Here is a 25,754-nt window from a genome sequence, read left to right on the forward strand (position 1 = left end):
CGGCCAGCAGCCGCAGCAGGGTTACGACCAGGGCTACGGCCAGCCCGGCGGCTACGACCAGGGCTACGGTCAGCAGCCTCAGGGCTACGACCAGGGCTATGGCCAGCAGCCGCAGCAGCCCGGTTATGACCAGGGTTACGGCCAGCAGCCGCAGCAGCCCGGTTACGACCAGGGCGGCTACGGCCAGCAGCCGCAGCAGGGTTACGACCAGGGCTACGGCCAGCCCGGCGGCTACGACCAGGGCTACGGTCAGCAGCCTCAGGGCTACGACCAGGGTTACGGCCAGCAGCCGCAGCAGGGCTACGACCAGGGCTACGGCCAGCCAGGTTTCGACCAGGGCTACGGCCAGCAGCCGGGTGGGGCGTACCCGCAGTCCGGCGGCTTCCCGGACCAGGGCGGCTACGGCCAGCAGCCCGGTGGCGCCTTCCCGCAGAGCGGCGGTTTCGCCGCGGGCGGCCCGCGCGGGCAGATGACCGCGACGCTGCACCTCGACGACGGTTCGAACCGCTCGTACACGCTGCAGCACGGCTCGAACATCATCGGCCGGGGCCAGGAGGGCCAGTTCCGCCTGCCGGACACCGGTGTGTCGCGCAAGCACATCGAGATCACCTGGGACGGCCAGAGCGCGATGTTGGCCGATCTCGGTTCGACGAATGGCACCACGGTGAACGGCACGCCGGTGCAGACTTGGCAGTTGGCAGACGGCGACGTGATCAGGGTGGGCCACTCGTCCCTGGTCTTCCGGGCTCAGCAGGCCTGAGCGCGGAAAACCGCGTCCGGACACGAGTAGGAGCGTTCACAACAAGTGCCAGAGCTGGTGATTCAGCTGACCAGAGCAGGGTTTCTCGCCCTGCTCTGGTTGTTCGTGCTGGCTGCGCTTCGCGTGGTTCGCTCGGATCTCTACTCGGCGTCCGGGATGCGGGTCCCGATTCCAGGTGCGAGTCGGCTCCCGGGCAAGCAGGCCCGGGGCAAGAGCAAGGCGCCCCGCCAGATGGTGGTGACGCACGGCGCTCTGGCCGGCACCCGCATCTCCCTGGACGGCCGGCCGATCCTGATCGGCCGCGCCGACGACTCCACGTTGGTCCTCGACGACGACTACGCGTCGACACGACACGCGAGATTGTCGCTTCGAGGCTCCGATTGGTACGTGGAGGATCTAGGCTCCACTAACGGCACATACCTCGATCGGGCGAAGGTCACGGGGCCGACCAAGGTCCCGCTCGGCGTTCCGATCAGAATCGGCAAGACGGTGATCGAGCTGCGCTCATGACCCTCGTCCTTCACTACGCAGCCCGCAGCGACCGCGGCCTGGTGCGCTCCAACAACCAGGACTCGGTCTATGCCGGCCCACGACTACTCGCCCTCGCGGACGGCATGGGTGGACATGCCGCCGGTGAGGTCGCCAGCAAGGTCGTCATCGCGGCGTTGGCGCCGTTGGACGACGACGAGCCCAGCGACGACCTGCTCGGGCAGCTCCGCGGTGCGGTGCTGGCCGGCAACGGTGCGATCGCCGAGCTGGTGGCCAACGACCCGGACCTGGAGGGGATGGGCACCACGCTCACCGCTGTGCTGTTCGCAGGCAGCAAGCTGGGCTTGGTGCACATCGGCGACTCCCGGGCCTATCTGGTCCGCGGCGGCGAGCTGACCCAGATAACCCACGACGACACCTTCGTGCAGTCGCTGATCGACGAAGGCCGGATCACCGAGGAGGAGGCCGCCAACCACCCGCAGCGCTCGCTGCTGCTGCACGCGTTGACCGGCCACGAGGTGGAACCGAGCCTGGCGATCCGGGAAGCCCGCGCCGGCGACCGCTACCTGCTCTGCTCGGACGGCCTGACCGGGCCGGTGAGCACCGAGACGATGGCGGAGGCGCTGCGCATCCCGGACCCGCAGCAATGCGCGGACCGGATGATCGAGCTCGCCCTCAAGGGCGGTGGTCCGGACAACGTGACCGTGATCATCGCCGACGTCGTCGACGTCGAGTTCGGCGACGACGCCCCGATCGTCGGGGGCGCGGCGGGAAATGGCGATGAGCATCCGCAACCCGATTCGTCGGCGGCGCGCGCATCCGCGGTGACCATGCCGCGGCCGCAGCCGCAGCGTTTCGAGCCCACCTCACCTCCGGCGGAGCGGCCGCGCAAGCGTCGCTGGCTGCGTTCGCTGTTGGTGACGTGCGGCGTGCTCATCGTGTTGGCCGCAATCGCACTGGTCGGGCGTTGGTGGGTGCTCAACCAGTACTACATCGGTGCGAACCGCGCCGACGAGGTGGTGATCTACCAAGGCGTGCAGGGCAGCATGCTCGGCGTTTCGCTGAACTGGCAGGTCGAGACCTCCTGCCCGGTGGACTCGGCGCAGGACTGCACGCCGATCAAGGTGACCGACCTGCAGGAGGCCCAGCGGCCGGACGTCCGCAACGGCATCACCGAGGTCAACGGGCTGCAGGAGGCCCGTGACGCGATGCGGCGGCTCCGGATGACGGCGCTGCTGCCGGAATGCCAGCAACCGGAACCCCCGACGTCGCAGCAGCCGCAGCAGCCTCAGCAACCTCAGGTGCCGCCAGGCCAGCCCCAGCCGCCGCCCGAGTCCACTCCGGACGCCACCCCGCTGCAGACGGAGGAGCAGAAACCGGGCGTGACCTGCCGGATGGTGAGTTGATGGCACAACCGGCCGCTACGACCGGAGCTGCCAGCGGGGCCCCCCGAGTCGATACTCGGCGGGGCACCGAGCTGTTCATGCTGGTTTGCTCGGCGGTGATCGTCACCTTCGCGCTGATCCTCGTGGAACTCGCGCAGGAGCAGACGATCTCCCGGGAGCTCTTCTACTACGGGTTCGCGTTCCTCGCGCTCTACGGCGCTGCGCACTTCGGCGTGCGCCGCTGGGCGCCGTACGCCGACCCGCTGATCTTGCCGCTGGTGTCGCTGATCAACGGGATGGGCCTGGTGATGCTGCACCGGCTCGACCTGGCACCGGTGGTCGGCGCCCCGTACACGCCCAAGCAGATCGTGTTCACCACGGCGGGCGTGGTGCTGTTCATCCTGGTGCTGGTGTTCGTCAAGGACCACCGGACGCTGGCGCAGTACGGCTACACGTGCGGTTTCGTCGGGCTGGCGCTGCTGGCGCTGCCCGGCCTGCTGCCGTCGAGCATCTCCGAGGCCAACGGCGCGAAGCTGTGGATCAACCTCGGCTTCGTGTCCATCCAGCCGAACGAGTTCGCCAAGCTCCTGCTGCTGGTGTTCTTCGCTTCGTTCCTGGTGTCGAAGCGGGAGCTGTTCACCACGGCCGGCAAGCGGTTCCTCGGCGTGGACTGGCCGCGCCCGCGGGACCTGGCCCCGGTGATCGCGGCGTGGCTGCTGTCCATCGGCATCGTCGTGCTGGAGAAGGACCTGGGCACGTCCCTGCTGTTCTTCGGCATCGTGCTGGTGATGATCTACATCGCCACCGAGCGCGCGGTGTGGGTCTTCCTGGGCCTGTCGATGTTCGCGCTCGGCTGCATCATCGCCTTCAACCTGTTCGACCACGTCCAAGCCCGGGTGAACACCTGGCTGGACCCGCTGGCCGAGGGGGCGGCGAACGACCAGCTGCGTTCCGCTCTTTTCGGCATGGCCAACGGCGGGATCGGCGGCTCCGGGCTGGGCTCGGGCATGCCGAACCTGACCCCGCTGTCGTTCAGCGACTTCATCATCCCGTCGCTGGCCGAGGAGCTCGGCCTGACCGGGCTGATGGCGCTGCTGATGCTGTACCTGCTGCTGATGATGCGCGGGCTGCGCAGCGCGCTGGCGGTGCGCGACTCGTTCGGCAAGCTGTTCGCCGGCGGTCTGTCGTTCACCGTGGCGCTGCAGCTGTTCGTGGTCACCGGAGGTTCCACCGGGCTCATCCCGATGACCGGTCTCACCGCGCCGTTCCTCGCCTCAGGCGGTTCGTCGATGCTGGCGAACTACATGCTGATCGCGCTGCTCCTCCGGGTCTCCGACGCCGCGCGTCGCCCGCAGGCACCCGCGAAGCCGAAGGCCAAGCAGGCCCCGATCGCGGAGGCACATACCGAGTTGGTGGAGCGTCCCCGATGAACAAGCCGCTGCGCCGGGTGGCGCTGGCGATGATGGTGATGGTCGTGCTGCTGATGGGCAACGCGACGTACGTGCAGGTCATCCAGGCCGACGAGCTGCGTGACCACGCGCTCAACAAGCGGACGCTGTACGAGGAGTACGCCCGGGAGCGCGGGCAGATCACCGCCGGCGGCCAGTCGCTGGCCAGTTCGGTCCCCAACGAGCACGACCGCTTCAAGTTCCTGCGCAACTACCCGAACGGGCCGCTGTACGCGCCGGTGACCGGGTTCTACTCGTTCTACTACGGCTCCAACGGCATCGAGCGCGCTGAGGACAAGATCCTCAACGGCACGGACGACAGCATGGCGTTCGACCGGCTGTCCGACATGATCACCGGGCGCGAGCCGCGCGGCGGCAGCGTTGAGCTGACCATCAACCCGGCGATGCAGCAGGTCGCCTACGACCAGCTGACCAAGAAGGGCTTCCAGGGCTCGGTGGTGGCGCTGAACCCGTCGACCGGCGAGATCCTGTCGATGGTCAACGCGCCGTCCTACGACCCGAACCCGCTGGCCTCGGCGGACAACAACGCCGTCGCCGCGGAGTGGAACAAGCTGGACGCCGACAAGGAACGGCCGATGGCGAACCGGTCGGTATCCGAGATCTACCCGCCCGGTTCGACGTTCAAGCTGATCACCACGGCCGCCGCGCTGGAGAACGGGTACAACCCGAACAGCCGGGTGGAGGACGCCGCGTCGATCACGCTGCCCCAGACCAGCACGCAGCTGCCGAACTACGGCGGCAAGCAGTGCGCGGGCAACACCCTGACCCAGGCGCTGGCGCACTCCTGCAACACGGCGTTCGCCAAGATCGCCGGTGAGCTCGGACCGGACAAGATGCGCAAGACCGCCGCCGCGTTCGGCTTCGGCCAGGACCTGCAGATCCCGATGACCGTCGCCAAGTCGGACCTCGGCCCGATGGCCGACGCGGCCTCGCTGTACCAGAGCGGCATCGGCCAGCGCGACGTCCGCGTCACGCCGATGCAGAACGCGATGATGGTCGCCGCGATCGCCAACGGCGGCAAGCTGATGCAGCCGCAGCTGGTGAAGGCGACCCGAGCGCCGGACATGTCGGAGCTGGACACCCTCCGGCCGGAGGAGATGAGCGAGGCCGTCTCCCCGCAGGTCGCCGCGATGCTGCGCGACATGATGATCCAGTCGGAGAAGAACACCAAGGGCGAGGGCAAGATCTCCGGCGTCGAGATCGCCTCGAAGACCGGTACCGCCCAGCACGGCGACGCCAAGGACCAGCCGCACGGCTGGTACGTCGCGTTCGCCCCGGCGGAGAACCCGACCATCGCCGTCGCGGTGATCGTCGAGAACGGCGGCGACGAGGGCACCGAGGCCACGGGTGGCTCCATCGCCGCCCCGATCGGCCGCGCGGTCATCCGGGCCGGTCTGCAGGGGGGTGGCTGACCCGTGCTGACCACCGGCCAGTTACTCGCCGACCGGTACCGGCTAGGCCAGCGGATCGCCGTCGGCGGAATGGGCGAGGTGTGGCAGGCGGTGGACGTCCGGCTGGACCGGACCGTCGCCATCAAGGTGCTCAAGGCGGAGCTGTGCGGCGACGCCGAGTTCCTGCACCGCTTCCGCACCGAGGCCCGCACCACCGCGTCGCTGAACCACCCGGGGATCGCCGCGGTGCACGACTACGGTGAGACCGCCGCGATCCCGGACGGGCCGGAGGACACCGCGTACCTGGTGATGGAGCTGGTCGAGGGCGAGCCGCTGGCCGCGATCCTGGCCCGCGAGCGCCGGATCAACACCGACCACACGCTGGACATGCTGGAGCAGGCGGGGCGGGCGCTGCAGGCCGCGCACGAACGCGGCCTGGTGCACCGGGACGTCAAGCCGGGCAACATCCTGATCACGCCCGAGGGCAAGGTGAAGCTGACCGACTTCGGCATCGCGAAGGCGGCCGACGCGGCACCGGTGACCCGCTCGGGAATGGTGATGGGCACCGCGCACTACATCGCGCCGGAGCAGGCGCTCGGCGACGACGCGACGCCGTCCAGCGACGTGTACTCGCTGGCCGTGGTCGGCTACGAGTGCCTGATGGGTCACCGCCCGTTCCTGTCCGACAACGCGGTGACGGTCGCGATGATGCACATCCGCGAGATCGCGCCGCCGCTGCCGCCGGACGTGCCGCCGGGTGTGCGGGCGCTGATCGAGGCGACGCTGGCGAAGGACCCGCGGCGGCGATACGCCGACGGCGGCGAGTTCGCCAACGCCGTCGCCGCGGTGCGCGCGGGCCGGCCGCTTCCCACGCCGTCCTCACTGGTGGTGCCGCAGCAGCGGCAGCAGCTCAACGTCGCCGTGCCGAACACGGGCGTCCACCAGATGCCCGCGCAGCTGCCGCCGATGGGCAACACGTACCCACCGGGGTTGATCCCGCCGCAGGCGCCGGCCCCGCAACTGCCGCCTCCGCAGGCGGCGGCACCGCGCACGAACAAGATCATCGTCTGGCTGCTGGTGGCGGTGCTCGCGATAGCCTTGCTGGTCGCCGTCGGGGTGGCCACGTACTGGGTGGTCAACTTCAACGAGGGATTGGTCGAATCCGGCACTGTGACAACGCACAACCTGGATTCGGCAGCTGCTTTGGGCCAGACTTCGCTACGGCTCGCGCCCGGGATCGGGGCGGCACCGGCGGGGTGGCCGGACACGGAACTCGGGGGAACACCGCTGGTCGCCCAGCCGGTACCGATCGGATCGGGCGAATCGGCATGATGGGACGATCGTTGACAAGGATCGGAACGACGCTTCGATGAGTTCACCTCGACTTCTGTCCAACCGCTACGAGCTCGGTGAGACTCTCGGCTACGGCGGTATGTCCGAGGTGCACCGCGGCCGCGACACCCGGCTGAGCCGCGACGTGGCGGTGAAGATCCTCCGCGCCGACCTCGCCCGCGACCCCACGTTCCAGCTGCGGTTCCGCCGCGAGGCGCAGAACGCGGCCGCGCTGAACCACCCGGCGATCGTGGCCGTCTACGACACCGGCGAGACCGAGTCCGAGAGCGGGCCGCTGCCGTACATCGTGATGGAGTACGTCGACGGCCGGACGCTGCGCGACATCGTCAAGACCGAGGGCCCGCTGTCGCCGCGCCGGGCCATGGAGGTCATGGCGGACGCGTCGGCCGCGCTGGACTTCAGCCATCGCCACGGCATCGTGCACCGGGACGTCAAGCCCGCCAACATCATGATCACCCGCGGCGGCGCCGTGAAGGTGATGGACTTCGGCATCGCCCGTGCGCTGGCCGACGGGCAGGCCGCGGTGACGCAGACCGCCGCGGTGATAGGAACCGCGCAGTACCTGTCGCCGGAGCAGGCCCGCGGCGAGGCGGTGGACGCGCGAAGCGACGTCTACGCCTCCGGCTGCGTGCTGTTCGAGCTGCTCACCGGGGAGCCGCCGTTCACCGGTGACTCGCCGGTCGCGGTGGCCTACCAGCACGTCCGTGAGGAGCCGCGCAAGCCCTCCGACGTCAACCCGACGACGCCGGCCTCGCTGGACGCCGTGGTGCTCAAGGCGTTGAGCAAGAACCCGGCGAACCGCTACCAGTCGGCCGCCGAGATGCGGGCCGACCTGGTGCGGGTGCTCTCCGGGCAGCGCCCGAAGGCGCCGATGATCATGTCCGAGGACGAGCGCACGGCGATGCTCACGCAGACCTCGGCGACCGAACTGCTGGCACCGGGCCGCCACCGGTCGGTGGAGCGGGAGCCGGAAGAGGTCGACGTCGAAGCCGACCGCAAGCGCCGGAAGCACCGGATGATCGCGCTGGTCACGGCGGCCTGCGTGCTCGTGTTCGCGCTCGCGGCCTGGCTGGCGACGTGGGTGTTCACCTCGGAGCCGAAGACGGAGGCGGTGCCGAACTTCACCTCCATGACCCAGGCGGCAGCGCGAGTCAAGGCCGAATCCGAGCAGTGGCGCGTCAACTGGTGCCTGGCCCCGTCCAGCGTCGACGACAAGGACAAGATCGTCGAGCAGAACCCGCAGCCGGGGACGCCGATCGTCAAAGAGACCCAGTCGATCAGGCTCTGCGCCGGAACCGGGCCGGGGAGCGTGCAGGTGCCGGACCTGACCGGCCTGAACATCGACGACGCCCAGAAGAAGTTGGAAGAGGCCGGGCTGAAGCTGGGGCTGACGCCGGAGTACCGCGAGACGGACGACTCCAAGCAGGTCGGCAAGGTCATGGACTGGAGCAAGCGGGGCGAGACCGTCACCCAGGGCACCACGATCTCCGTCGTGATCGGCGAGGCACCCAGGATGGTCGACGTCCGGAACGTGGTCGGCCAGCCCTTCGACACGGCGAAGGCCTACCTGGTCGGCGCCGGGTTCAAGGTCAGCAAGCAGGACCGCGACTCCGACCAGCCCGCGGGCACCGTGCTGGAGCAGTCGCCGTCGGGCGGCAGCAAGGCGAAGCCGAACAGCGAGATCGTCCTGGTGGTGTCCAACGGCGGGCAGATCAGCATCCCGTCGCTGGTCGGCATGACGCCCAGCCAAGCCGAGCAGGCCCTGCGGGAACGCGGCTGGAACGGCAGCATCATCGAGTCCGACCAGTCGACCACGGACAAGAACATGGACGGCAAGGTGGTCGGCTCGTCGCCGTCCGCCGGGCAGAAGGTGGGCAAGGACCAGCCGGTGACGCTGTACGTGGGCGACTACACCTCGAGTCCGACCACCAGCACACCTGCCGACGGCGGGCTCTTCCCACCGTTCGGCTGACCGCTTCGACGCGAAGGGCACCTGCCACCGGCACGACCGGGCGCAGGTGCCCTTCCGCCTTTCAGGACTGGAAAATCCGCTGACCGCGTACCTCAAGACGTTCCGGCTCTCGGAGAACCAGGTTCGTCGAGGTCATCTCCTCAGCCGGCTGGGCGCCAACGATTCGCACCTGGGGCGGACCGCTGCCGAGCTGGGACTCGACGAAGCCCAGCTGGGTCTGCGCCTGGAGGCCGCGGGCATCGGGTGACGGCGGTCAGCGCCGCGCGGCGGCGGCGACCTGGCGCATGCCTTGTTCGAGCTCGTCGACCAGGTGCCCGTCCACCTGGTGACCGGCCGAGGCCATCCAGTTCGCCAGCATCCGGTGGCCGCCGTCGGTGAGCACCGACTCGGGGTGGAACTGGACGCTCTCCACCGGGAGTTCCCGGTGCCGCATGCCCATCACGATGCCGGTCGCGGTCTTGGCGGTGATCTCGAAGTCGTCCGGGATGGTGTCCGCGCGGACGATCAGCGAGTGGTACCGGGTCGCGATGAACGGCTCCGCCAGCCCGGCGAACACGCCGGTCCCGGAGTGGTGGATCTCGCTGACCTTGCCGTGCAGCAGCTCCGGCGCCCGCTCGACGACCCCGCCCCACACGGCGCCGACGGCCTGATGCCCGAGGCACACGCCGAACACCGGCTTGCGCTCGGCGGCGCAGCGCTCGATCAGCTCCATCGTGCGCCCGGCGCGATCCGGCGTCCCCGGACCCGGGCTGAGCAGGACGCCGTCGGCGGCGGCAACGTCGTCGTCGGTGACGACATCGTTGCGGCGCACGACGCAGTCCGCGCCCAACTGAGCGAGGTACTGCACGAGGTTGTAGACGAAGCTGTCGTAATTGTCGACGACGAGTACGCGCACCCCGCCAGAGTACGCGGAGGGTAAAAGCCGTTTCCAGACTCGCCTTGCATCGCGGCGCAGGTAGCCGAACTCAGGCGGCTTCTCGCTGTGGGATCCCCGACATCATGAATGACCAATTCACCACATCGGGGGTTGTCCTCTCGAGAAGACCCCTGAGAACCCGCTGCGGTGCCGCCCGGCAGGCGCCGCCAGATCCACGCGTACATCAGCGTTCCTCCAGCTCGGCCGGCCGCAGCCCGGGATGCGCCGGGTCCTTGGGGTACTGCTTGACCAGCACGCCGTGCACGATCAGCCGCTGCGCGGCGGAGAACTCCGGGTGGCAGGTGGTGAGGGTGATCAGCCGGGTCTGCTGGTCGCGCGGCAGCAGCTCCGGCGGCTGCCCGGGCACCGGGAAGATCACCTCACCCTGCTCCGGGAGGACGATGCTCCGGCCGACCACCTGCTCGTACGGCCCGCCGATGGGCGCCACGCCCGCGCACTTCGGGTCCGCCGCGCGCCCGTTCCAGCCCGCGACCTCGGCGGTCATCGGGAGCACGCGGTAGACGTACCAGTGCGTCGCGGTCTCGACGACCAGCGCGTCGCAGGAGCTCAGCTGGTCGAGGTCGTTGAACGGCGCGCCCTTGCCGATCCGGTGCCCGGCGACGGCGAAGTTGCCCTGCTCGCCGGGCCACGCCGTGCCGACGTAGTGCCCAGGCCCGGCGGCCAGCGTCTTCGCGTCGGTGCCCTCGAGCACGGCGAAACGGAAGTCCGGGCCGAAGGCCGGGATGTGCAACTGCGCGAACCCGGCGCCGGCGACCGGTGCGGGCGGCTCCGCCGCCGGCGGCGGGTGCTGCCACTGGACCTTCAGCTGATCGGTGGCCTCGGCCTGCTTCTGCGCGGTGAACCAGTCCGTGACGTACACCGCGTAGAAGACGAACAGCAGCAACACCAGCCCCGCGGTGATCAGCAGTTCTCCCAGGACGTGCAGCGCCGTGCGCAGCCGAGCGGGCCGGCTCTCCGGCGGTGGTGCCACCATCAGCTCCGAAGAAGCCACGGTGTTCCTCTCCGGTCACGGCTTGGACCACGGGGTAGATCAACGCTGTGATTACGTTAACGTGGTAGCTGGAAAACGAGCCGCATCGCGAGAAGTTGCGCGCGCCCTCGGGCGCCGCAGCCCGGGGTGCGGTGACCGCCCGAGCACGCGGCGCACGATGCCGCACCACCTGGCGAGGACACCATGCCGAAGTCCAAGGTCCGCAAGAAGGACTCCCCCACCCCGGTGACCGATCGCCGCACGCCGGTGAAGGCGAAGGCGGTCGGCCCGTCGCACCCGATCTACGTCATCGTGATGTTGGGGATGATGGTGATCGGCCTGCTCTGGCTGGTGGTCAACTACATCGCCGGCGACAAGATCCCGTTCATGGTCGACCTGGGCGGGTGGAACTTCGCCGTCGGTTTCGCGTTCATGATCATCGGCCTGTTGATGACGATGCGCTGGCGCTGACCTGTAGCACGTTAGCTGAATGTGGTCGAGGTCCGAAGGGGTCAATCCCTTCGGACCTCACTCATCTCGTCGACCTCTTGACGTTCGGTCAGCGAACAACACAGGTGTAACTCATCCCCAGTGGGGATAACTCCTGTGGATAACTCATCGGTAGCGGGTGGATAACGGTGGATGCGAGCGGTTCCCGACAGTGGTCGACGCCGATCGGACTGGTCTCCTGCGGCTGGGCGCTCGCCGCGGCCGCGGCGCTGTGGTGGCTCCTCGCCGAACAGCCGGTCGACCGGCTGTTCATCGGCGTGCTAGTGCTGGCCTTGGCCGCCGTCTCCGCGCACGGCAGCATCTGCCGACCGCGACTGCGCGCGGACGTCGAGGGCGTCACCGTGCGGACGTTGCTGGGCCGACGGCACTGGGCCTGGGCCGCGGTGACGATCCGGGTCCGGCAGGACCGCCGCCTCGGCCGCACGGTGCGGACCCTAGAGCTCGACGCAGACCCGCAGCTGATCGTGCTGACCAGGCTCGACCTGGGCGCCGACCCGCAAGATGTCGAGGACGAGCTCCGCGGCCTGCGCCGCTGATCCGTCAGCTGCCCAGGCCGCAGCGGGTTTCCTCGCCGGAGCCGAAGCACACGACGTTGCCGAACTGCAGGTCGCGCGTCACCAGCATCGCGATCAGCACCACCAGCAGCGCCGCCAGCGCACCCGCCTGGACCAGCACCTGCCGCTCGCGCGGGGCGTAGACCAGCGCGGCGGTCGCGATCACGCCGATGACGAGCCCGCCGATGTGGCCCAGCAGGGAGATGCCCGGGATCACCACGCTGGCCACGATGTTGAGCGCGATCACCACCAGCACCGGCCGCAGGCTGACCTTCAGCCGCAGCGCGGCGATCGCGATGCCGCCCATCAGGCCGTACACCGCGCCGGACGCGCCGGCCACCGGCTGCAGCTCGTCGCCGAGTAGGAACACCGCGGTGCTGCCGCCGAGCAGCGACAGCAGGTAGACGGCGCCGAACCGCACCCGCCCCAGCAGGAGCTCCAGGTCCCGGCCGATCACCCACAGCGCGATCATGTTCATCGCCAGGTGGAGCAGCCCGATGTGCAGGAACCCGGCGGTGATCAGGCGCCACCACTGCCCGCCCGCGACCAGGATCGGCCACAGCGCGAAGTCGGTGAACAGCGCGGCGGTGGAGTTGCCGGGGATGCTGCCGGCCTGCACCGCGGTGAGCGCGAAGACCGCCACGTTGATCGCGATCAGCACCGGCACCAGGATCGGCTTCGCGGGCAGCCGGGCACCGGCCACCGTCACCGGCTGCCGCATGCCGCGCTGCCCCTGCGCAACGCAGTCGACGCACTGCTGGCCGACGGCGGCATCGCGCAGGCATTCCGGGCACGACGGCCGCTCGCACCGGGTGCAGCGCAGCCCGGTGGGGCGGTCGGGGTGCCGGACGCAGGTCGGCAGCTGCGGCGGAGCCCCGTCCGATCCGGGCAGAGATCCGGGCGGAACAGTCACGTCAGACCTGCTCTCCGGTCGAGACCGCTTCGAATGGCCCTGGCGGCGGCGCGGGCAGCGGAACCTCGGGCATCGTCTCGCCGGGGACAGCCCCGACTGGGTGGACGACGCCCGAGGACCCGCGACGGCGCAAGCCGAGCCTCACGCCGCGAGCGGCTGACGCCGCTCCCTAAAGCAAGCCTAGTAGGCCGGGTTTCAGCCGCGGTCGATCGAGACCTTCTCGATGACGATGTCGTTGACCGGGCGGTCCAGCCGGCCGGTCGCGGTGTTGCCGATCGCGTCGACGACGTTGCGCGAGTCCTGGTCGGCGACCTCACCGAAGATGGAGTGCTTGTAGTTCAGCCAGTCCGTGGCGCCGACGGTGATGAAGAACTGCGAGCCGTTGGTGTTCGGCCCGGCGTTCGCCATCGCCAGCAGGTAGGGCTTGGTGAACTGCAGCTCGGGGTGGAACTCGTCGCCGAACTGGTAGCCCGGGCCACCGCGGCCGGTGCCGGTCGGGTCCCCGGTCTGGATCATGAAGCCGGAGATGACGCGGTGGAAAATCACCCCGTCGTAGAACGGCCCGGAGCGCTCACCCTTGGCGTTGGGTTCGGTGTACTCCTTGGTTCCTTCGGCCAGGCCCACGAAATTGGCCACTGTCTTGGGCGCCTTGTCGGGGAACAGGTTGATCCGGATGTCGCCCTGCGAGGTGTGCAGGGTCGCGGTCACCGTCGTCCCAACGAGCGATCCGTTGTCTTCAGCCACCAGACCATCCTGCCATCGAAGAGGCCGAACGCCGTGTCTGGGTGCAATATGGGGCTGATCGCCGCCTGCCGGGCGGTGCCCACGCCGCGGGCGTGGGCCGAGTAAGTCGACCGGCGAACGCCGGGCCGAGGAGGCACACGATGGACGAGGTGAAGGCGATGGCCCGAGCTGGCGAAAGCGTGGGCAAGGCGGTCGGGACGGGCTTGAAGTCCGCCCGCCACGGCGCGAAACGCGCCGGTGAGGTCGGGGTGGCGCTGTCCAAGCAGGCCGCCGCCCGCGCCGAGCAGGAGCTCGCCAACCACGGCTACTCCGCCGACGAGTTGCAGGAGCGCATCGCCCAGGCGACCACCGGGATGTCCCGCAAGGAGCTCGCCAAGCGCAGCCGCAAGGCGCGCAAGCAATGGGAGAAGAAGACCGAGAAGTCCCGCAGGCAGCTCGCCAAGAACACCACCGCGGCCCGCAAGGAGCTGGCCGCGATCATCGAGCCGAGCAAGCCGAAGCGGCGGCGCAAGTGGCCGTGGGTGCTGCTGGTGCTGGGCGGCCTCGGCGCCGCGGTGGCGGTGGCGTTCTCCCGCCGCCCGGAGGAGTTGCCGATCGCGGAGGCCAACGACGGTTTCCCCAAGCGGGACACCCCGGCCCGCCACCGCGCGGAGCGCCCCGACGTGCCCGCGCAGACCGACGGCCAGTCGCACATCGCACCGGAACGATCCCACTGACCTCGCACGCGCGGGAGGCCGGGCCGGTTCGGCCCGGCCTCCCGCCTTTCGGCGTGTTGCACGTCACGTTCCGACCGGCTGGTCCGGTGGTCACGATGCTGACATGAGCGAACCGACCAGTTACGACCTGCACGCCTCCACGCACGTGTCCGCCACGCCGGACGCGGTCTACCGAGTCGCCAGCGACATCACGCGGATGGGCGAGTGGAGCCCGGAGTGCACCGGTGGCGAGTGGGCGTCCGGCGAACCGGGCACCGCCGGCGCCACCTTCAAGGGCCACAACCGGCACCGCGACGACGTCTGGACGACCGAGTGCGAGGTGACCGCGGCCGAGCCCGGCCGCCGGTTCGCCTGGGCGGTGCGGAGCTACCAGCCGACGCCGGACAACTCGGTGTGGTCCTTCGAGATCGAACCCGACGGCGACGGCTGCACCCTGACCCAGCGCTTCCAGATGAAGCAGCCGCCCAGCCGGCTGGCGTCGATCAAGGAGAGCCTGCCCGCCGACCGGGCCGCCACCTTCTACGAGTTCCGCCGATCGCGGCTGCAGCAGGCCATGCAGCAGACCGTCGACGCGATCCGGGACGCCGTCCAGCGCTGACGTCAACCAGCGTTGACACCTCCCGATTGTCAACATAAGTTGACGGCATGGCAGAAGCGACGGAACTCGCCTCCGCGGCGAGCAGCCACGATCCGCGGATCGGCCTGCGAGCCGTTTCGGCGCTGCGGAAGCTGCTCGAACAACTGGAATCCGTCCAGGTCCGCAACGCCCGCAACCAGGGCTGGTCGTGGCAGGAGATCGCCGCGGAGCTCGGCGTTTCCCGGCAAGCCGTGCACAAGAAACACGGGAGGTCCTGATCATGTTCGAGAAGTTCGCCCCGACCACCCGGCAGGCGGTGGTCCGCGCGGTGCACGAGGCCGAGCAGCACGGCGCCCCGGAAGTCACCGACGAGTACCTGCTGCTCGCACTCGTCGACGACCCGAACACCGCGGCGGGGCGCCTGCTGGCCGCGCACGAAGTGCAGCGCGATGCCGTCACGACGGCCTACCAGCAGGCGCGCCGGCTCGGCGGTCTGAGCACGTCCGATGCGGAAGCGCTCCGCGAACTGGGCATCGACGTGCACGACGTCGTCGCCAGCATCGAGCGCTCCCTCGGCGCGGACGTCCTCTCCCGCCGGCCCAGCCGACGGCGGCGCTTCTTCAAGTCGCACATCCCGTTCAGCACCGCAGGCAAGCGCCTGCTCGAAGCCACGCTGCGCGAGGCCATCGAGCTCGGCGACCGCCGCATCGGCGACGAACACCTCTTGCTCGCGCTGCTGCTCGGCAAGGGAGTCGCCGCAGAGCTGCTCGAACGCCACGGCATGACCTACCGAGGCGTTCGCGCGTCCCTGCGCAGCGCGGCCTGAACCGGGAAAGCGCTACGACGCCTGCTGGGTCAGCTCGGCCTCGAACTCCTCCGCGGTTGCGGGGCGGCCGACCGCTGCAGCGCCGATCGCACCCAGCACGCCGACCACCGCGAATGCGTAAAAGCCCCACGGGTACGCGATGCCGGCCGTGAGCATCGCGCCGCCGAGCAGCGGACCGCAGATCGCCCCGATGCGCCCGATCCCCGCCGACCAGCCGAGCCCGGTCGCCCGGCCCTCCGCCGGGTACACGCGCCCGACGTAGGCGTAGACAAGCACCTGCGAGCTGAACACGAAGCAGCCCGCGATGAGCACCGCCACGTACACGCCGATGCCGGGGAGCTTGACGCTCAGCGCGGCGAGGAACACGGCCGAGGCCGCGAACCAGCCGATCGTCGAAAGCCGCAGCCCCACCCGGTCGGCCACCGCCCCGGCGACGACCAGCCCGATCACGGCCCCGATGTTCAGGGTCAGCAGCAGTCCCAGCGCGGCGCCCAGCGGATACCCGGCGGACTTCATGATCTGCGGCAACCAGGTGTTGAGCCCGTAGACCAGCACCAACCCCATGAACGAGGTGACCCAGAACGCGAGCGTCGCGCGGGTGAAACCGCCGCGGAACAGCGAGGCCACCGCGCTGGCGCCGCCGCTGAGCTTGCGCTCCGGAGCGGCGGCGCGCAGGAAGGAAGCCGATTCCGGCAGGTAGCGCAGCATCAGGGGAACGAGCACGAGCGCGGGCGCGGCCCCGATCACGAACATCGCGCGCCACCCGAGGCTCGGCAGCACGGCGATGCCGAGCAGCGCCGTGAGCACGGCGCCGACGTGGTAGCCGGTCATGATCGTGGTGGTGGCGCTGCCGCCCTTGCCCGCGCGGGCGTACTCGGTGACCAGCGCGATCGCGGTCGGCAGGCACCCGCCGAGCCCGAGCCCGGCGAGGAACCGCAGCAACCCGAAGACGAAGACCGAAGGCGCGAGCGCGCACAGCGCGGTGAACACGGAGAAGCTGGCGACGGAGAAGATCAGCGCCTTCCGCCGGCCGACGACGTCGGTGATGGTGCCGATGGCCAGGGCGCCGATGGTCATGCCCACCAGGCCGACGGTGGAAACGACGGAAGCGCTCGCGGCGGTGAGCCCCCACTGCTTCGCGTCCAGCAGCACGGGCAACACGCTGCCGAGCACGACCAGGTCGAACCCGTCCAGCAACACGGCGGTCCAGCACAGGGGCAGAACCCAACGGGCCCGCCCGGCATCGATCTGGCTCGACATGCCACCTCCACTGCACCGTCGCAGAACCGGAATGCGCGAATGCTCCCCGGCGCAGAGGCCCGACCAATCACAGGGACTTCCACTGGACGGAATCGAAGCAAAACCGTCACTCGGCCCCCGAACCAGGAAGGATGACGAATCCCCAGGTAACGACCCCGAAAACCAAACCACCACGAAACCAGGACCAAACCCGCAACGAAACCAAGACCAACGAAACCAAATGTCCAAAGAGGACAACCAAGCCAAGCGGAAGAACAAGCCGAAGGCGAAGGCGGACGCCGAGGCGGAGGCGGAGGCGGGGAGCAGCCCCGGAGAAGACGAAGCCACCAATGCCCGAGACACCAGCAGCCGAACCAGAGCCAAGCCGACCAACACGGAACCGGCACGAGCACGAGCTGTCACAGCCAAGGCCGCAAAAGCCATCACAGCCGAAGGCTGACAACAAGAACAACACAGCCGAAGGCGGACCAGCAACCAGAAAAGGCACGGACAGCCGAAGGCTGCCAATACCCAAACACAGCCGAAGGCTGACCAAAAGCCCGCAACAGGACGAACAGGCGCTACCCCACAAGCAGAGGCGGAACAAAGCCGAACGCCCCGAACGGTAAGAAGCCGCCGAGCACGCCGACAGCCGAAGGCTGGAGAAAACCCACGAAAAGGCTGGGCCGTGAGCAGGCCGGGAACGCTCTCAGGGTGAGGAGCAGACAAAAAAAGACCCCCACACCGTGGGGGTCTGCGGGGGCTCGGCCCCCGCGAAATAATGACGCGGTAGTAAAGGCCCACGCTTTCCGTGGGCACACTCCACCGAACTAACGCGTGGAGACGAGGGGAATCGAACCCCTAACCCCCGCCTTGCAAAGGCGGTGCTCTGCCAATTGAGCTACGTCCCCGGCTATCGCAGCCCCACTCAGGTCTGCTGACCGGTGACGCGCGATGGCTGCCGGCTCAACGGCCGGCTCAAGCGCCCGGAGAAGCGATCAGGCCTCGGCGGTGGCTTCGCGCCACAGGTCGGCCTCAGCCTTGGCGGCCCGGTTGCGCCGGATGACGAACAGCACGACTCCAGCAACTGCGGCGAGTGCGAGCAGCTTCTTCACTTCCGGTCGCCTCCTAGCACGGCGTCAGCCCGAGCAGTTCTCGGAGCTGGGAAAAATTCCAGTGGGCCTAGAAGGACTTGAACCTTCGACCTCTTCGTTATCAGCGAAGCGCTCTAACCGCCTGAGCTATAGGCCCTTGGTGTGCTTCAAACACTACAGGACGCCTTCCGGCACCCGAAACGGGGGGTCCCCGTTGGGATCTCCCCGGACGTGGCGATCCCGGTCGGGGACCGGAATCGCCACGTCAGCGGCTCATTCCCGCTCGGAGAGGGTGACCTCGACGCCGCCGGCGAAGTCGGCCGCCACGTTGTAGATGAACGCGGCCACCGTCGCCAGCGCGGTCACCAGCACGATGTTGATCGCGCCGATGATGGACGCGACGCCGAACACCCGGCCGGCGCTGATCAGCGGCTCGCTGGCCGCGTCGTCGGGCTGGGTCAGCTCGGTGAACGTGCCGTTGAGCTGGTCCCACACGCCCATGCCGTCGAGCACGCCGTACAGCACCGCGACCGCGATCATCCACACGAAGAACAGCGCGACGCTGAGCACCAGGGCGAGCTTCAGCACCGACCACGGGTCCAACCGCTTCACCTGCAGGCTGGCCCGCCGCGGGCCTCTGCTCGGCCGCCGCGCCGAGGTGCGGGCGGCCCCGGCGGCACCGGTGGCGCCGCCGGTGAACGACACGGTCGTCCGCGCGGCCTGCGGCACCTTGGTGCGCACCGTTTCCTGGTCCTGCACCTGCTTCGGGATGCTCTGCGTGTCGGCGACGTCCGGCCCCGAGGCGGTGGCCGCCACCGGGGTACCGGCCTCGCCCGGCGCGGTCGCCGAGGCGCGTTGCCACGGTGGCGGTGCCTCGGTGCCGTGCAGGGCCTCCCCGTTGCCTTCGGCGTCCGGTTTGGCGGCCGAGCCGGACTCGGTGCCCTCGCCCCCGGTGCTGTCGTCGGCTGTCTGGGTGCTGACCGAAGCCCCGTCCGCATCCTGCTGCGGATCAGCCTGCTCCGGCTTCTCGGAAGGTGTCACGAGCGATCCTTCGATGATCGTCGGCGGCGGTGTGCGACGTGGTCTCCCACGGTTTTACTGCTGCTGCTCCGGCCCCGCAGCGTCCGGGTCGGCGGCCTCGTCGGCGTTGCGCGCGATCGCCACCAGCGCGGACCCCTCGTCCAGGTTCATCAGACGAACCCCCTTCGTCTGCCTGCCGGCCTTGCGCACCTCCTTGGCGGTGGTCCGGATGACCCCACCGGTCGAGGTGATCGCATAGAGCTCGTCGTCGATCTCGACGATGAGAGCCCCCACCAGCCTGCCACGCTTGTTGTCGTACTGGAGAGTCAGCACTCCCTTTCCGCCGCGGCCCTGCACGGGGTAGTCATCGATCGGGGTGCGCTTCGCGTAGCCGCCGTCGGTCGCCACCAGCACGTACCGGTCCTCCCGGACCACGCCCATCGCCAGCAGCTCGTCGCCGTCGTTGAACCGCATGCCCAGCACGCCCGAGGTGGCCCGGCCCATCGGCCGCAGCGCCTCGTCGGTGGCGTGGAACCGGATCGACTGGCCCTCGGCGGACACCAGCAGCAGGTCGTCATCGGCGGAGCACAGCACCGCGCCGACCAGCTCGTCGTCGTCCTTGAGGTTGACGCCGATCAGACCACCCGATCGGTTGGAGTCGAAGTCGGTCAGGCGGGACTTCTTCACCAGCCCGTTCCGGGTGGCCAGCACCAGGTACGGCGCCGCGGTGTAGTCCTTGATCTGCATGACCTGGGCGATCTGCTCGTCCGGCTGGAACGCCAGCAGGTTCGCCACGTGCTGGCCGCGCGCGGTGCGGTTGGCCTCCGGCAGCTCGTAGGCCTTCGCCCGGTAGACCCGGCCCTTGTTGGTGAAGAACAGGATCCAGTCGTGCGTGGAGCACACGAAGAAGTGCGACACGATGTCGTCCTGCTTCAGCTGCGCGCCCTGCACGCCCTTGCCGCCGCGCTTCTGCGCCCGGTACAGGTCGGTGCGGGTCCGCTTGGCGTAGCCGGTGCGGGTGATCGTGACGACCACGTCCTCGTCGGCGATGAGGTCCTCCATGGAGACCTCGCCCTCGAACGGGATGATCTTCGTGCGGCGGTCCTCGCCGTACTTGTCGACGATCTCCATGAGCTCGTCGCGGATGATCTGCCGCTGCCGCTCCGGCTTGGCGAGGATGTCCTTGAGGTCCTCGATCTCCCGCTCGATCTCGGCCAACTGGTCGACGATCTTCTGCCGCTCCAGGGCGGCCAGGCGGCGCAGCTGCATCTCCAGGATCGCGTTGGCCTGGATCTCGTCGACGTCGAGCAGCTCGATCAGCCCGGTGCGCGCGTCGTCCACCGTGGGCGACCGGCGGATCAGGGCGATGACCTCGTCCAGCATGTCCAGCGCCTTGACCAGACCGCGCAGGATGTGGGCGCGTTCCTCGGCCTTCTTCAGCCGGAACTTGGTGCGCCGGACGATGACCTCGACCTGGTGCTTGACGTAGTACCGGATGATCTGGTCCAGCCGCAGGGTGCGCGGCACGCCGTCGACCAGGGACAGCATGTTGGCGCCGAAGGTGGTCTGCAGCTGGGTGTGCTTGTAGAGGTTGTTCAGCACGACCTTCGGGATCGCGTCGCGCTTGAGCGTGACCACGATCCGCATACCGCGCCGGCTGTTGGACTCGTCGGCGATGTCGGAGATGCCGGTGAGCTTGCCCTCCCGGTGCATCGAGGCGATGTTCTCGATGAGGTTGTCCGGGTTGACCTGGTAGGGCAGCTCGGTGACGACCAGCGTGGTGCGCCCCTTGTTGTCCTCTTCGACGTCGACGACGGCCCGCATCTTGATGGAGCCGCGACCGGTGCGGTACGCGTCGGCGATCGCGGTGGTGCCGAGGATGAGCGCGCGGGTCGGGAAGTCCGGGCCCTTGATCCGCTCGATCAGCGCTTCGAGCAGCTGCTCGTCATCGGCTTCCGGGTTCTCCAGCGCCCAGACGACGCCGGCGGCGACCTCGCGCAGGTTGTGCGGCGGGATGTTGGTGGCCATGCCGACCGCGATCCCGCCACCGCCGTTGACCAGGAGGTTCGGGAATCGCGACGGCAGCACGGTGGGCTCTTGGGTGCGGCCGTCGTAGTTGTCGGCGAAGTCGACGGTGTCCTCTTCGATGTCGGCGAGCATGTGCATCGCCAACGGGGCCAGCCGCGACTCGGTGTACCGCATCGCCGCGGCCGGGTCGTTGCCGGGCGAACCGAAGTTGCCCTGGCCGTCGATCAGGGGGTGGCGCATCGACCACGGCTGGGCCAGGCGGACCAGGGTGTCGTAGATCGCCGAGTCGCCGTGCGGGTGGTAGTTGCCCATCACGTCGCCGACGACGCGGGAGCACTTCACGTAACCGCGGTCCGGGCGGAAGCCCGAGTCGTACATCGCGTACAGCACGCGCCGGTGCACCGGCTTGAGGCCGTCGCGCACGTCTGGCAGCGCGCGGGCCACGATCACGCTCATCGCGTAGTCGATGTAGGAGCGCTGCATCTCCTGCTGGATGTCGACCGGCTCGATCCGGCCGTGTTCCGGCGGCAGGATTTCCGTCATGCTCGTCCTTCGCTTTCCGGGAAGTTCGGGGGCTTAGCGGCGCGTGGCGTCACACGTCGAGGAAGCGGACGTCCTTGGCGTTGCGGGTGATGAACGAGCGCCGGGCCTCGACGTCCTCACCCATCAGCACGCTGAACAGCTCGTCCGCGGTCGCCGCGTCGTCCAGCGAGACCTGCAGCAGCAGCCGGGTCTCCGGGTTCATGGTGGTTTCCCACAGCTCGTCGGCGTTCATCTCGCCGAGACCCTTGTAACGCTGGATGCCGTCGTCCTTGGGCAGCTTGCGGCCCGCGGCGGCGCCCTGCTCCAGCAACGCGTTGCGCTCCTTGTCGCTGTAGGCGTACTCCGGCTCCGAGCGCGGCCACTTGATCTTGTACAGCGGCGGCTGCGCGAGGAACACGTGGCCGTTCTCGATCAGCGGGCGCATGAAGCGGAACAGCAGCGTCAGCAGCAGGGTGCGGATGTGCTGGCCGTCGACGTCGGCGTCGGCCATCAGCACGATCTTGTGGTACCGCAGCTTGGACAGGTCGAACTCGTCGTGGATGCCGGTGCCCAGCGCGGTGATGATCGCCTGGACCTCGTTGTTCTTGAGGACCTTGTCGATCCGCGACTTCTCCACGTTGATGATCTTGCCGCGCAGCGGCAGGATCGCCTGGAAGCGCGACTCGCGGCCCTCCTTCGCGGAGCCGCCCGCGGAGTCGCCCTCCACGATGTAGAGCTCGCACTCCTCCGGGTTGTTGGACTGGCAGTCCTTCAGCTTGCCCGGCAGGCCGCCGATGTCCATCGCGCTCTTGCGCCGCACCAGCTCCTTGGCCTTGCGCGCGGCCATCCGCGCCTGCGCCGAGGACACCGCCTTGTTGACGATCACCTTGGCCTCGGCGGGGTTGCGCTCGAACCAGTCCGTGAGCCACTCGAAGGCGGTGGTCTGCACGAACGACTTGACCTCGGTGTTGCCCAGCTTGGTCTTGGTCTGGCCCTCGAACTGCGGCTCGCGGACCTTCACCGAGACGATCGCGGCGAGACCCTCGCGGACGTCGTCGCCGGTGAGGCTGCCGTCCTTCTCCTTGAGGAGCTTCTTCTCCTTGGCGTAGCTGTTGACCACGCGGGTCAGCGCCGACCGGAAGCCCTCCTCGTGGGTGCCGCCCTCGTGGGTGTTGATGGTGTTCGCGAAGGTGTAGACCGACTGGTTGTAGCCGGAGTTCCACTGCATCGCGATCTCCAGCTCGGAGCCGCTGCCGGACGCGTTGAAGGACACCACCTTCTTGTGGATCGGCTCCTTGGTGGCGTTGATGTGCCGGACGAAGTCCTCCAGGCCGCCCGGGTAGTGGAAGGTGCGCTCGGTGGCGCGCGCGGCGGTGCCGGTCGCGTCCTCACCGGACTCGTCTTCCTCGGCGGCGCGCTCGTCGCGGAGGACGATGGTCAGGCCCTTGTTCAGGAAGGCCATCTCCTGCAGGCGGCGGGCCACCGTCTCGGCGTTGTACCTGGTGGTCTCGAAGATCGTCGGGTCGGCCCAGAAGGTGATGGTGGTGCCGGTCCGGTCGGTGGCCTCACCGCGCTCGACGTCGGAGACCGGCTTGGAGTCCTTGTAGCGCTGGCGCCACACGTGGCCGTCGAGGTGGATCTCCGCCTCCAGGCCGGTGGACAGCGCGTTGACGACCGACACGCCGACGCCGTGCAGACCACCGGAGACCGCGTAGGAGTCGCCGCCGAACTTGCCGCCCGCGTGCAGCACGGTGAGCACGACCTCGAGGGTCGGCTTCTTCTCCACCGGGTGGATGCCGACGGGGATGCCACGGCCGTCGTCGACGACGCGCACACCGCCGTCGGCGAGGAGGGTGACCTCGACCCTGGTGGCGTACCCGGCCATCGCCTCGTCGACCGAGTTGTCCACGACCTCCTGGATCAGGTGGTGCAGACCGCGTTCCCCGGTGGAACCGATGTACATGCCGGGACGCTTGCGGACGGCCTCAAGGCCCTCAAGAACGGTGATGGATGAAGCGTTGTAATCGCTCTTCTTCGGTGCCACGGGCCTCGATTTCTCCTTGAGCCGACTGTGCTGGCAGGGTGATCGGTCGGTGCCGGTTCGTTCACGCCCCGCACCGCACCGCGGACCACTTCGGGGCGACTCGTCCGTCGGGGCCGCACCCTGATGCGTGCCGGCGCCTGCGCGCCTCGACGACCACGGCGATCGAAGGCATCGGCCACACCCTTTTCCGATTCTACTGGCCCCCCGTGACAGAAGTAGGGCAAGGACACCCCTGACTTCCTCACAGAGCGGAGAACTCGAATCAATCCACCATCCGAGAGCCGCGAGCGACCGCCGGGGGATCTCTGCCGCGATCGGCCGGTCGCCCGCGCGTCCGGAGGACGGCGCGCACCGCGAGGCTACTAGCCGTAGGTGTCCCGCGGGCCCCGTCCGGGAACGTGCCGGGGGCCGTGTCGCCAGCTGGGGGCGGCCGGGCCCTGCACCTTGATCCGGCGCACCACGTCGCGGCCGACGCCGTCGCTGATCCGCTTCAGGATCTGGCGCTGGAGCAGTCGCAGCTGGGTGGCCCACGCGGTGGACTGGGCCTGGACGGTGAGCTCGCCGTCCTTCAGCGCCACCGGCTTGGTGTGCTCGGCGACGTCGCCGCCGACCAGGGTGGCCCACTGGGCGAAGACCTGGCCGCCGGAGAGGTGCTCGGTCCAGCCGCGCTCGCTGGCGATCCGCGCGGCCAGCCGCCCCAGCGGCTGCGGGTCGCGGTCGTCCGGGCGAGGCCCCGACCAGCCACGACGGCGACGCGTCCGGACGCCACCACCCTTCTTCTTGGCGTCGCGGCGGCGGGCGGCGGACTGCTCGCGGGCGGCCTGCAGGGCGGCCCGGGCGAGGTCCGGCCCGGACAGCGCGGCGCCATCGGACCCGACCGGGACCTGTGTTGACGCCGCCGGGTTATCCACACCATCCACAGAGTTATCCCCAGATGTGGGCAGATCGACGACTTTTCCCGCCTCTGCGGTCACTCTGCGTGTACTTGACGACCGCGAACGTTTACTCGACACGTCGCACCTCGCCTTCGCGGACGTCGAATCGGGCGCCGATGAGCTCCGGCGGCACGTCCTCCGCCACCGCCGCGGTCACCAGCACCTGCTCGGCGCCGGCGACCAGGTCGGCCAGCCGGGCCCGGCGGCGGCGGTCGAGCTCGGCGAAGACGTCGTCCAGGATCAACACCGGCTCCGCGCCATCTTCGGTGAGCAGGTGGTAGGAAGCCAGCCGCAACGCCAGTACGAAGGACCAAGATTCTCCATGGCTGGCGTATCCCTTCGCGGGCAGGTCGGCGAGCAGCAGTTCCAGGTCGTCGCGATGCGGCCCGACCAACGACACGCCGCGCTCGATCTCCTGCGGCCGGACCCGCTCCAGTTCGGCGAGCAGGGCCGATTCCAGTTCGGCCGGGTCGGCGGCCTTGCCCAGCGGCACGCCGTAACCGGCGGGAAGCGACTCGCCGAGGCTGCTGCGGTAGCGGACGTCGGCCACCCGACCGGACGGCAAGGTGGCCTCGTCGGTGGCGGCGACGTTGGCATATGCGCTGGTCACGTGCGGTGCGATGGCGGCGACCAGGTCGAGCCGGCCGGCCAGCAGCTCGGCGCCGCAGCGGGCCAGGTGACCGTCCCAGACCTCCAGCGTCCGCACGTCCGCCGAACCGCCGCCCCGCCGCGTCGCTCCCGCGGACTTCAGCAGGGCGCTGCGCTGCTTGAGCACCCGGTCGTAGTCGGCGCGAACGCCCGCGTACCGGGGCGACCGCGAGACCAGCAGGTCGTCCATGAACCGGCGGCGCTCGCCCGGGTCGCCGCGGACGATCGAGAGGTCCTCCGGCGCGAACAGCACGGTGCGCAGGATGCCGAGCACGTCGCGCGGCTTCGCGACGGCGCCGCGGTTGATCCGCGCGCGGTTGGCCTTGCCCGGCGTGATCTCCATCTCGACCAGCAGCTCACGCCCGCTGTTGACCACGGCGGCCCGCACCACCGCGCGGGCCGCGCCGTCGCGGACCAGCGGCGCATCGGTGGCGACGCGGTGCGAGCCGAGGGTCGCGACGTACCCGATCGCCTCGACCAGGTTCGTCTTGCCCTGTCCGTTGGACCCGACCAGCACGGTGACGCCCGGCTCCAGGGCCAGGTCGGCGTGCGGCCAGGACCGGAAGTCGGTCACTTGCAGATGACGGACGTACACGACGATCCAACTTAGAGGTCGGCCCGCGCCGGCCGGAGCCCTGCTGCCCGGTCGGTCGGTGAG

The 25,754-nt window shown here is 69.3% G+C and carries 25 protein-coding genes, 2 tRNA genes and 1 pseudogene; 15 read left to right on the forward strand and 13 right to left on the reverse strand.

The annotated features are described in order from the left end of the window. From AC07FN_RS20660 to AC07FN_RS20695, 8 genes are all read left to right on the forward strand, one after another. Positions 1-760, forward strand: a 760-nt coding sequence (locus AC07FN_RS20660; protein WP_478397066.1) for an FHA domain-containing protein, incomplete at its 5' end; no start/stop codon positions are given. A 45-nt stretch (positions 761-805) separates the two neighbouring features. Beyond that, complete coding sequence (locus tag AC07FN_RS20665; RefSeq protein WP_132479402.1) at positions 806-1,270, forward strand: FHA domain-containing protein FhaB/FipA; 465 nt, start codon at positions 806-808, stop codon at positions 1,268-1,270. Further along, complete coding sequence (locus AC07FN_RS20670; RefSeq protein ID WP_478397067.1) at positions 1,267-2,655, forward strand: PP2C family protein-serine/threonine phosphatase; 1,389 nt, start codon at positions 1,267-1,269, stop codon at positions 2,653-2,655. The genes AC07FN_RS20665 and AC07FN_RS20670 overlap by 4 nt, the downstream gene beginning before the upstream one ends. Continuing rightward, positions 2,655-4,064, forward strand: coding sequence for an FtsW/RodA/SpoVE family cell cycle protein (locus tag AC07FN_RS20675; protein WP_478397068.1), 1,410 nt, complete (start codon positions 2,655-2,657; stop codon positions 4,062-4,064). Before AC07FN_RS20670 ends, AC07FN_RS20675 begins: the two co-directional genes overlap by 1 nt. Continuing rightward, positions 4,061-5,515, forward strand: a complete 1,455-nt coding sequence (locus AC07FN_RS20680) for a peptidoglycan D,D-transpeptidase FtsI family protein (protein ID WP_478397069.1) — start codon at positions 4,061-4,063, stop codon at positions 5,513-5,515. The genes AC07FN_RS20675 and AC07FN_RS20680 overlap by 4 nt, the downstream gene beginning before the upstream one ends. 3 nt (positions 5,516-5,518) lie before the next feature. Further along, entirely contained in the window at positions 5,519-6,826 is a 1,308-nt protein-coding gene (locus AC07FN_RS20685; protein WP_478397070.1) for a protein kinase domain-containing protein, read from the forward strand. A gap of 37 nt (positions 6,827-6,863) precedes the next feature. Then, positions 6,864-8,819, forward strand: coding sequence for a Stk1 family PASTA domain-containing Ser/Thr kinase (gene pknB / locus AC07FN_RS20690; RefSeq protein WP_478397071.1), 1,956 nt, complete (start codon positions 6,864-6,866; stop codon positions 8,817-8,819). Positions 8,820-8,865: 46 nt separating this feature from the next. Next, entirely contained in the window at positions 8,866-9,066 is a 201-nt protein-coding gene (locus AC07FN_RS20695; protein WP_478397072.1) for a hypothetical protein, read from the forward strand. A gap of 6 nt (positions 9,067-9,072) precedes the next feature. Here AC07FN_RS20695 and AC07FN_RS20700 read toward each other — a convergent pair whose 3' ends face one another. Both AC07FN_RS20700 and AC07FN_RS20705 read right to left on the reverse strand, forming a co-directional pair. Next, positions 9,073-9,714, reverse strand: a complete 642-nt coding sequence (locus AC07FN_RS20700) for an aminodeoxychorismate/anthranilate synthase component II (RefSeq protein ID WP_478397073.1) — start codon at positions 9,712-9,714, stop codon at positions 9,073-9,075. 205 nt (positions 9,715-9,919) lie between these two features. Continuing rightward, positions 9,920-10,747, reverse strand: coding sequence for a class E sortase (locus AC07FN_RS20705; protein ID WP_478397074.1), 828 nt, complete (start codon positions 10,745-10,747; stop codon positions 9,920-9,922). A gap of 183 nt (positions 10,748-10,930) precedes the next feature. On the opposite strand from AC07FN_RS20705, the gene crgA reads away from it, so the two are divergent. Both crgA and AC07FN_RS20715 read left to right on the forward strand, forming a co-directional pair. Then, a complete protein-coding gene (gene crgA, locus AC07FN_RS20710; protein WP_132479410.1) occupies positions 10,931-11,197 on the forward strand; it encodes a cell division protein CrgA in 267 nt (88 codons plus the stop codon). A gap of 167 nt (positions 11,198-11,364) precedes the next feature. After that, positions 11,365-11,772, forward strand: coding sequence for a PH domain-containing protein (locus tag AC07FN_RS20715; protein ID WP_478397075.1), 408 nt, complete (start codon positions 11,365-11,367; stop codon positions 11,770-11,772). A 4-nt stretch (positions 11,773-11,776) separates the two neighbouring features. Here AC07FN_RS20715 and AC07FN_RS20720 read toward each other — a convergent pair whose 3' ends face one another. Together AC07FN_RS20720 and AC07FN_RS20725 are read right to left on the reverse strand one after the other, a co-directional pair. Then, positions 11,777-12,703 (reverse strand): rhomboid family intramembrane serine protease, encoded by a 927-nt coding sequence (locus AC07FN_RS20720; protein ID WP_478397076.1) that lies wholly within the window; start codon positions 12,701-12,703, stop codon positions 11,777-11,779. A gap of 195 nt (positions 12,704-12,898) precedes the next feature. Next, entirely contained in the window at positions 12,899-13,447 is a 549-nt protein-coding gene (locus tag AC07FN_RS20725) for a peptidylprolyl isomerase (protein WP_478397077.1), read from the reverse strand. Between the two features lie 140 nt (positions 13,448-13,587). On the opposite strand from AC07FN_RS20725, the gene AC07FN_RS20730 reads away from it, so the two are divergent. From AC07FN_RS20730 to AC07FN_RS20745, 4 genes are all read left to right on the forward strand, one after another. Further along, entirely contained in the window at positions 13,588-14,163 is a 576-nt protein-coding gene (locus tag AC07FN_RS20730) for a hypothetical protein (protein ID WP_478397078.1), read from the forward strand. Positions 14,164-14,266: 103 nt separating this feature from the next. After that, on the forward strand, positions 14,267-14,761 hold the full coding sequence (locus AC07FN_RS20735) for an SRPBCC family protein (protein ID WP_452616137.1): 495 nt from the start codon (positions 14,267-14,269) through the stop codon (positions 14,759-14,761). A 47-nt stretch (positions 14,762-14,808) separates the two neighbouring features. Beyond that, the gene (locus tag AC07FN_RS20740; protein ID WP_478397079.1) at positions 14,809-15,018 is read left to right on the forward strand and encodes an HTH domain-containing protein; all 210 of its coding nucleotides are present in this window, start codon (positions 14,809-14,811) and stop codon (positions 15,016-15,018) included. A gap of 2 nt (positions 15,019-15,020) precedes the next feature. Next, positions 15,021-15,566 (forward strand): Clp protease N-terminal domain-containing protein, encoded by a 546-nt coding sequence (locus AC07FN_RS20745; protein WP_478397080.1) that lies wholly within the window; start codon positions 15,021-15,023, stop codon positions 15,564-15,566. A gap of 12 nt (positions 15,567-15,578) precedes the next feature. On the opposite strand, the gene AC07FN_RS20750 is transcribed toward AC07FN_RS20745, so the two are convergent. Further along, positions 15,579-16,826, reverse strand: coding sequence for an MFS transporter (locus tag AC07FN_RS20750; protein WP_478397081.1), 1,248 nt, complete (start codon positions 16,824-16,826; stop codon positions 15,579-15,581). 220 nt (positions 16,827-17,046) lie between these two features. Between AC07FN_RS20750 and AC07FN_RS20755 the strand changes: the two genes are divergently transcribed. Further along, positions 17,047-17,265, forward strand: a complete 219-nt coding sequence (locus tag AC07FN_RS20755) for a hypothetical protein (protein ID WP_478397082.1) — start codon at positions 17,047-17,049, stop codon at positions 17,263-17,265. A gap of 378 nt (positions 17,266-17,643) precedes the next feature. Here AC07FN_RS20755 and AC07FN_RS20760 read toward each other — a convergent pair. The 8 genes and pseudogenes from AC07FN_RS20760 to recF all read right to left on the reverse strand — a co-directional run bounded on the left by AC07FN_RS20760 (position 17,644) and on the right by recF (position 25,691). Then, positions 17,644-17,716, reverse strand: a tRNA-Ala gene (locus AC07FN_RS20760). Positions 17,717-17,812: 96 nt separating this feature from the next. Next, positions 17,813-17,920: pseudogene (locus AC07FN_RS20765) on the reverse strand (DLW-39 family protein); the annotation flags it as partial. A gap of 62 nt (positions 17,921-17,982) precedes the next feature. Then, positions 17,983-18,056: transfer RNA gene (locus AC07FN_RS20770), tRNA-Ile, on the reverse strand. 116 nt (positions 18,057-18,172) lie between these two features. Then, on the reverse strand, positions 18,173-18,940 hold the full coding sequence (locus AC07FN_RS20775) for a DUF3566 domain-containing protein (RefSeq protein ID WP_478397083.1): 768 nt from the start codon (positions 18,938-18,940) through the stop codon (positions 18,173-18,175). Between the two features lie 54 nt (positions 18,941-18,994). After that, on the reverse strand, positions 18,995-21,490 hold the full coding sequence (gene gyrA, locus AC07FN_RS20780; protein WP_478397084.1) for a DNA gyrase subunit A: 2,496 nt from the start codon (positions 21,488-21,490) through the stop codon (positions 18,995-18,997). 49 nt (positions 21,491-21,539) lie between these two features. Beyond that, entirely contained in the window at positions 21,540-23,513 is a 1,974-nt protein-coding gene (gyrB, locus tag AC07FN_RS20785) for a DNA topoisomerase (ATP-hydrolyzing) subunit B (protein WP_132479423.1), read from the reverse strand. A gap of 362 nt (positions 23,514-23,875) precedes the next feature. Then, the gene (locus tag AC07FN_RS20790) at positions 23,876-24,424 is read right to left on the reverse strand and encodes a DciA family protein (protein ID WP_478397122.1); all 549 of its coding nucleotides are present in this window, start codon (positions 24,422-24,424) and stop codon (positions 23,876-23,878) included. Positions 24,425-24,515: 91 nt separating this feature from the next. Beyond that, a complete protein-coding gene (recF, locus tag AC07FN_RS20795) occupies positions 24,516-25,691 on the reverse strand; it encodes a DNA replication/repair protein RecF (RefSeq protein WP_478397085.1) in 1,176 nt (391 codons plus the stop codon). Positions 25,692-25,754 lie beyond the last annotated feature (63 nt).

Source organism: Saccharopolyspora sp. NPDC045941, from assembly GCF_056431445.1.

Excerpts from the sequence above, each read along its gene's own strand:
- AC07FN_RS20670 (WP_478397067.1), top strand. The coding sequence starts at position 1,267 with ATGACCCTCGTCCTTCACTACGCAGCCCGCAGCGACCGCGGCCTGGTG.
- AC07FN_RS20675 (WP_478397068.1), top strand. The coding sequence starts at position 2,655 with ATGGCACAACCGGCCGCTACGACCGGAGCTGCCAGCGGGGCCCCCCGA.
- AC07FN_RS20680 (WP_478397069.1), top strand. The coding sequence starts at position 4,061 with ATGAACAAGCCGCTGCGCCGGGTGGCGCTGGCGATGATGGTGATGGTC.
- pknB (WP_478397071.1), top strand. The coding sequence starts at position 6,864 with ATGAGTTCACCTCGACTTCTGTCCAACCGCTACGAGCTCGGTGAGACT.
- crgA (WP_132479410.1), top strand. The coding sequence starts at position 10,931 with ATGCCGAAGTCCAAGGTCCGCAAGAAGGACTCCCCCACCCCGGTGACC.
- AC07FN_RS20730 (WP_478397078.1), top strand. The coding sequence starts at position 13,588 with ATGGACGAGGTGAAGGCGATGGCCCGAGCTGGCGAAAGCGTGGGCAAG.
- AC07FN_RS20735 (WP_452616137.1), top strand. The coding sequence starts at position 14,267 with ATGAGCGAACCGACCAGTTACGACCTGCACGCCTCCACGCACGTGTCC.
- AC07FN_RS20740 (WP_478397079.1), top strand. The coding sequence starts at position 14,809 with ATGGCAGAAGCGACGGAACTCGCCTCCGCGGCGAGCAGCCACGATCCG.
- AC07FN_RS20745 (WP_478397080.1), top strand. The coding sequence starts at position 15,021 with ATGTTCGAGAAGTTCGCCCCGACCACCCGGCAGGCGGTGGTCCGCGCG.
- AC07FN_RS20750 (WP_478397081.1), bottom strand. The coding sequence starts at position 16,826 with ATGTCGAGCCAGATCGATGCCGGGCGGGCCCGTTGGGTTCTGCCCCTG.
- AC07FN_RS20755 (WP_478397082.1), top strand. The coding sequence starts at position 17,047 with ATGTCCAAAGAGGACAACCAAGCCAAGCGGAAGAACAAGCCGAAGGCG.
- gyrA (WP_478397084.1), bottom strand. The coding sequence starts at position 21,490 with ATGACGGAAATCCTGCCGCCGGAACACGGCCGGATCGAGCCGGTCGAC.